Below are 6331 nucleotides of genomic sequence, written 5' to 3' on the forward strand. Positions count from 1 at the left end.
CGGCAGCCGCGCCGCGGGCCCGCGACCCGCGCGAGGCCCTTGCCGCGGCCCAGCAGAAGCTGCTCGCCGAACTCGCCGCCGTCACGGCCGACGAGCTGGGCGCCCAGAGTGCGAGGGCGCAGCAGGAGCCCGAGGTCAGGGACGTGCCCGGCACGTTCGACGTGGGCTATGAGATCGAGGGCAACGAGGCCTACCCGGCCGCCCGCAAGCTGATCGAGATCGGCCCGTCCGACGGCATGTTCACCACCCGCCGCTGGGTGGTCGCACCGCTCGCGAGGTAGTCCGGGAGATCAGTGGGTGGCGGTCCGCTCCTTGCGGGCCGCCATCCACGCGTAGACGAGCACGCCCGCGAAGAGGAACAGGACGCCCTGGTAGACGGCCGCGTATCCGGACCCGGCGACGAGCCACATCGAGAAGCCGCACGCGATGCCCGCGAGGACGCCGTCCCGCACCAGGCGGGCGCGGTTGACGCGCTCGCCCTGTCCGGAGACCAGGAAGTAGATCTGCGCGGCGGTGGCCAGGAGGTAGGGCACGGTCGCGGTGAACGTGGTGATCAGGACGAGGGACTCGAAGACGCCGCTCGATCCCGCCGTGTAGTTGTAGACGGTGAGCAGCGAGGCAAGGACGACGGTGACCAGGACTCCCACGGTCGGCACGCCGCGCTTCTTCTTGCCGAAAACACTCGGGAAGAGCCCGTCCTTGGCGGCGGCGTACGGCGTCTGGGCGCTCAGGAGCGTCCAGCCGTTGAGGGCGCCGAGGATCGACACGACCGCAGCGAGCGCCACCGCCGTACCGCCCCAGGAGCCGCCGAACATGACGTTGACGGCGTCCGAGAACGGCGCGGTGGAGCCGACGAGCTTGTCGTGGGCGACGGTGCCGAAGACGGCGAGGGTGCCGAGCAGATAGACGAGGGCGGCGCCGAGGGTGCCGAGGATGGTGGCGCGCCCGACGTTGCGCCGCGGGTCGCGTACTTCACCGGCGCTGACGGCGGCCGATTCCACGCCCAGGTAGGAGAAGAGCAGGATCGCGGCGGAGGCGGAGATCGCACCGACCGGGCTGTCGTCGCTGGCCTGGAAGGGCCCGAGGTTGGCGCTGTCGAAGAAGAAGAGCCCGCCGACCGCGACGAGGATCAGTGGCACGAACTTGAGGACGGTGGCGACGACCTGGACCGCGCCGACGTACCGGGTGCCCGCGAAGTTCGCGAGTGCGGGCAGGAGTTGGAGGGCCAGGGCGGCAAGGCAGGCGGTCCACTTGTGGTCGTTGACGGGTATCAGGACGTCGAGATAGCCGACGGCGGCGACGGCGAGCGCGGCGTTCGACACCCAGGCGGTGGCCCAGTAGGACCAGGCCGCGAGGAATCCCGCGAAGTCGCCGAACGCCTCGCGGGCGTAGACGTACGGTCCGCCGGTGCGCGGATCGCGCTGCGCGAGCCGCCCGAAGACCAGGGCGAGGGCGATCGCGCCCAGGGTCAGGACTCCGAACGCGACGAGGCTGATGGTCCCGAAGGGAGCGACGGAGGCCGGGAGCAGGAAGATGCCGCCGCCGATGATGTTGCCCATGACGAGGCAGGTGGCGATGGGGAGTCCGAAGCGGCGAGCGTGCTTGCTGTTCTGTTCCTCGTGCCGCTCTGTCCGCTGTTCTTCCTGTTCAGGGGCCGGAGCCGGCTGGATCACGGTTCCGGTGTCGTGCATGGGGTGGTGCCTCTCATCGTGCCGGACGCCCGGGATCACCGGGGCGAGAGACATCGTCGGACACGGCGGGAACCGCGCAAAATCAGCGCGTTTTGTCCTGCACGGCAGGGTCGGCGACCGCAAAAGCTGATGCGCCGGGGCCGCCGGGCCGGGAATCGTCCACAGCCGCGGCAACCTCTCCCACCAGCGGAATCTCCGGCCCCTGATACTCGCCGAGCCAGCGCCGCAGTACGTCGTGGACCCGCTCGGCGCCGACGAGTTCGTCCCCGCCGTCCAGCGGCGCGGAGAGCACGAGGGGCGAAAGCAGGAACGGACGGGCCTGGGCGCCGCCGAGTCCGCCGTGCGAGCCGATCTGCTCCTCGAAGGCGAGGACTTCGCCGTCCTGGGGGTCGTACCAGGAGTTGACCATGATGTCGGCGACGTGCGGGAAGCCGTCGGTTCGGCGCACGGCCTCGGCTGCTCCGGGACCGAAGTCGGCGAGCGGCCCGAGGTCACCGGGTTCTGCGTCTTGTTCGTCGAGGTACACCTCGCTGCCGCGCGCGCCGAGGACGACCGGGCCGCGCTCCTGACTGCGTACGAGGAGGAAGCCGATGCCCGGGTGGTTGGCGAGGGTGGGCAGGAGCGCCGGGTGGCGCAGGTCGATCTCCTCGCGGGTCATGCGGTGCGGGACGTCGGGGAAGGAGACGAGGCCGAGGTTGCCGGACGCGAGCACGATGGGCTCGGCGCGGCGTGCGGGGCGGCGCTCTCCCGCGCCTTCCTCCACGGGGCGGCGCAGGGCGGCGCGGACCGTCGATCGGGCCTCGGCTCCGCTGTGCGTGCGCTGGGCCCTGCGCGGCACGGGCAGGCCGCAGCCGGCCCTGACGAGGTCGCCGAGGGTGAGGCCGTAGCGGGCGCGGAAGGTCTCGCCCGGGCTCTGGCCGTGGTCGGAGAGGACCACGATGCGGTAGGCGCGGGGGGCGTGTTCGGCGACCTTCGAGATCAGCGCGAGGGAGCGGTCGAGCCGCTGGAGCACCTTCTCCACGTCGCTGCCGACGGGCCCCGAGTGGTGGGCGACCTCGTCGTACGCGACGAGATCGGCGTAGACCGCGCTGCGCCCGGCGAGCATGTCCCCGATGACCGCGGCGACGACGACGTCACGCTCGACGACGGTCGCGAAGGCGCGGATGAAGGGGTAGAGCCCGCCCCTGCCGATGCGCGGCCGGCGCTTCTTGATCCGGGCGCGGGTCGACTCGCCGATCTCGCGGCCGACTTCGGCGATGAAGGACAGTGCGGTGCGGACGGCGTTGGCGGGGTCGGAGAAGTAGGCGAAGTACCCGGCGCGCGAGCGGTTCTCCTTGCCGCGGCGTGCGGCCATGGAGAGCACGAGGGCGAGCTGCTCGGCGCCGCCGCTGAAGAGGTTGCCGCGGCTCGCGCCGTCGAAGGTGAGGAGGCCGCCGTCGCCGGTGCGCTCGATGGCGCGGCGTTGCAGCTCGACGGCGGATGCGGGCCGGTTGGAGACCATGACCTCGCCGGTGTCCTTCTCGTACCAGCGGAAGGCGGGGACGTCGTGGTTCGAGCCGTGCAGGATGCCCAGCTGGCTCGCCCCGGTCTGGCTCGACCAGTCGGTGCGCCAGGGGGTGAGGCGATGGCTGGGCTCGCGCCCCTGGCCTAGCCAGCCCGCGACGGTCGGCATCAGGCCCTTCTCCACCGCGCCGCTCAGGACGTCGTGGCCGACGCCGTCGAGCTGGATGAAGACGGTGCCCGGCGGGACAGGACCGGCCCGCCCCTCGGCACGGCGGCGGCGCCTGCGGTCCGCGAGGCGGTAGAGGCGGCGGCGGTAGGCGTCGTCGTCGCGGACGGCGAGGGCGCCGCCGGTGGCGGAGGCCACGGCGGACATGACCGCGGCGACGACGACCGCGGTCTCGGCGTTGGCCTCACCACGGCCGTCGGGGATCAGCCCGAGGGCGAGCAGGAGCAGCGACCCGTTGAGGAAGAAGGCGAGCAGACCGAGCACGAGCGCGGGCACGAGCAGCAGCGCCCGCACGAGCAGGGGCCACACAAGGGAGGAGAGCAGTCCGAAGGCACCGGCGCCGAGGGCAGCCGTGACGGCGATGCGGGTGGCGCTGTCACCGTCGTCGGACTGCAGCTGGAAGTCGGGCAGGATCCCGGCGAGCGCGAGCATGGTGAGCGTACTGACAAGCCACACGGCGACGGAGCGCCACAGAGCACTGCCGACCGCCCGCCAACGCCCTCGCCCCACGCCCGCCGCCTCACGTTTCATGACAGAACCGGACACCAGCCTGTCACAGGGTGAACGGGTGGGCGGGGGCGGACGGATCAGCGGCCGTCGTACCCCGCGGTCGGCATGGAGAGCCGCCGGTGGACATGGGCCTTCATCACCGCGTCGTACGACGGTTCCTCGAGGCCCGCCGTCTCGATCCGCACACCGCGCCGCCCGCACTCCGCGGTGAACTCGTCCGGCGAGCGCAGCGCGCTGTCCAGGACCCGGCGGCTCGGCACGACGAAGAGGTCCACCAGGCCCTCGTCGACGTCCGCCCAGAGCACGGCGTGGTCGGACGGCAGCCCACGGACGACGAGTTCACGCGTGATGACGTACCCCCGGGCGGCGGCCCAGCGCGCGCACATCGCGTGCTGGCTGCGGGAGTCCACCAGGAAGGGATCCGCGTCCAGCTCCTCTAGCGGTGTCAGGCTGGCGATCGCCGCGACCCGCACCACTGTCACGCTTGCGGTGTCTCCCATCGCGTCCCCCTCACCTCTGGCGTCCTCACCACTGGCGTCAGCCGAAGACCCTACTCCTGGCCGTAGGCTCGTAAACAGTCGCGCGAAGGAGGAACCGGAGTGCCGGTGGAGATCACCTGGTGGGGTCATGCCACCTGCACGGTCGAGGACTCGGGTCTCCGGGTGCTCACCGACCCGCTCTTCGCCCCTCGCCTCGCCCATCTGCGCCGGCGCAGGGGCGCGCTTCCGCCCCCGGAGGCGGCCGTCGCCGACGCCGTGCTCCTCTCCCATCTGCACGCCGACCATCTGCACCTGCCCTCGCTCGCGCGGATCGCCCCCGGCACCCGCGTGCTGCTCCCGCGCGGCGCCCGGCGGCAGGTGCCGGGGCTCGCGCGCAGGCTCTCCCACCTGCATCTCATCGAAGTCGTGCCGGGTGACGACGTGCGGGTCGGTGACCTCGTCGTACGCGTGGTGACGGCGCGGCACGACGGGCGGCGGCTGCCCGTCGGACCCCACGGCCCGCCCGCGCTCGGCTTCGTGGTGCGAGGTGAGGCGCGGACGTACTTCGCCGGGGACACCGGGCTCTTCGACTCGATGGCCGATGAGGTCGGTGACGTCGACGTGGCGCTGCTGCCGGTCGGCGGCTGGGGGCCGTATCTCGGCCATGGTCATCTCGACGCGGCGCGCGCGGCCGTCGCCCTGGCGAGGCTCGCGCCGCGCAGCGCGGTTCCAGTGCATTACGGGACGTACTGGCCGATCGGCATGGACGCCGTACGGCCGCATGAATTCCACACGCCGGGCGAGGAGTTCGTGCGCCAGGCGGCGCGGCTCGCGCCGGAGGTGGCGGTGCACCGTCTGGGGCACGGCGAGAGCGTGCGGCCCGAGGTCACCAAGGGAGAGCCTCAGTGATTCTCGCGGCGGCGGCCCAGGTGCCGCCGGAGTCGACGCAGCAGGCGGTCGGCTATCCGTCGCTGTTCCTGCTCATCGTGCTCGGCGCGCTTGTGCCTGTGGTGCCCACGGGGGCGCTTGTCAGTTCGGCCGCCGTGGTGGCCGTGCACCAGGAGGCGCCGTTCGCGCTGCTCGTGGTGTTCGGGGTTTCGGCGTTCGCCGCGTTCCTCGGGGACATGGCGCTGTACTGGCTGGGCCGGCGCGGCATGCGTTCGAAGAACGGCTCGCGCTGGCTGGCGGCGATCCGTGAGCGTGCGCCCGAGGACCGTCTGGCGCAGGCGCAGGACAAGCTCGCGGACCACGGCGTCCTGGTCCTCGTCCTGTCCCGGCTCGTCCCCGCCGGGCGCATTCCGGTGATGCTGGCCTGTCTGATGGCGAAGATGCCGCTGCGCGAGTTCGCCCGCGGTGACGTGCCCGCGTGCCTCGCCTGGGCCGTGACGTACCAATTGATCGGCATTCTCGGCGGCTCCCTCTTCAAGGAGCCGTGGGAGGGCGTGGCGTTGGCGGTCGGTCTGACGGTGCTGATCAGCGTGGCGCCGACGGTGTGGCGCAAGGTCCGTCGTACGGCGTCCTGAGGACCTCTTTGCGGCTGCGGCTGTTGCGTCACCGAGGAGGCTCCGATCGGTGGGCTGCTGCGCGGAGGTCGGCGAAGGCCGAGCCAAGCCTGCTCAACGCCCGTTCCACGTGCGGCAGTTCCAGCGCGTCCGGTGCGGTGAGAGACGTCATCCGCTCCTGCCGGGTCGAGCCGAGCAGCGGTCCCGTGGACAGGCGTACGCGCAGCGCCCCGAGGTCGTCGCCGAAGCGGTGGCCACCGGGTGCGGGCATGGCGAGGCGTTCGCCGAGGAAGTCCTCCAGGTCCTGTGAGTCGCCGACGCCGCGCGCGGCGAGGGCCGGACGGAGCGGGCCGAGGTCCACGTACAAGTGGCGGCCCGCCGCGGTGACCGTCGCCCTGGCGGCGCTCGTCGTCGTCCCGT

The 6331-nt window shown here is 72.3% G+C and carries 5 protein-coding genes and 2 pseudogenes; 3 read left to right on the forward strand and 4 right to left on the reverse strand.

The features are described from left to right. A pseudogene (locus tag ABD378_RS39755) lies at positions 1-281 on the forward strand (DUF6345 domain-containing protein); the annotation flags it as partial. A 9-nt stretch (positions 282-290) separates the two neighbouring features. Here ABD378_RS39755 and ABD378_RS39760 read toward each other — a convergent pair. The 3 genes from ABD378_RS39760 to ABD378_RS39770 all read right to left on the reverse strand — a co-directional run bounded on the left by ABD378_RS39760 (position 291) and on the right by ABD378_RS39770 (position 4412). Then, a complete protein-coding gene (locus ABD378_RS39760) occupies positions 291-1691 on the reverse strand; it encodes an amino acid permease (RefSeq protein WP_344529552.1) in 1401 nt (466 codons plus the stop codon). Positions 1692-1773: 82 nt separating this feature from the next. Beyond that, entirely contained in the window at positions 1774-3951 is a 2178-nt protein-coding gene (locus tag ABD378_RS39765) for a phage holin family protein (RefSeq protein ID WP_344529554.1), read from the reverse strand. A gap of 56 nt (positions 3952-4007) precedes the next feature. Then, entirely contained in the window at positions 4008-4412 is a 405-nt protein-coding gene (locus tag ABD378_RS39770) for a hypothetical protein (RefSeq protein ID WP_344529558.1), read from the reverse strand. Positions 4413-4529: 117 nt separating this feature from the next. On the opposite strand from ABD378_RS39770, the gene ABD378_RS39775 reads away from it, so the two are divergent. Beyond that, positions 4530-5318 carry an MBL fold metallo-hydrolase gene (locus tag ABD378_RS39775; RefSeq protein ID WP_344529556.1) on the forward strand — a complete coding sequence of 263 codons (789 nt, stop codon included), beginning with the start codon at positions 4530-4532 and terminating at the stop codon, positions 5316-5318. Next, positions 5318-5932: a DedA family protein gene (locus ABD378_RS39780; protein ID WP_344529562.1), complete on the forward strand. Its 615-nt coding sequence runs from the start codon at positions 5318-5320 to the stop codon at positions 5930-5932. The genes ABD378_RS39775 and ABD378_RS39780 overlap by 1 nt, the downstream gene beginning before the upstream one ends. 28 nt (positions 5933-5960) lie before the next feature. On the opposite strand, the pseudogene ABD378_RS39785 reads toward ABD378_RS39780, so the two are convergent. After that, positions 5961-6331: pseudogene (locus tag ABD378_RS39785) on the reverse strand (pyridoxal phosphate-dependent aminotransferase); the annotation flags it as partial.

The organism is Streptomyces rectiviolaceus (assembly GCF_039533825.1).
GTDB lineage: Bacteria > Actinomycetota > Actinomycetes > Streptomycetales > Streptomycetaceae > Streptomyces > Streptomyces rectiviolaceus.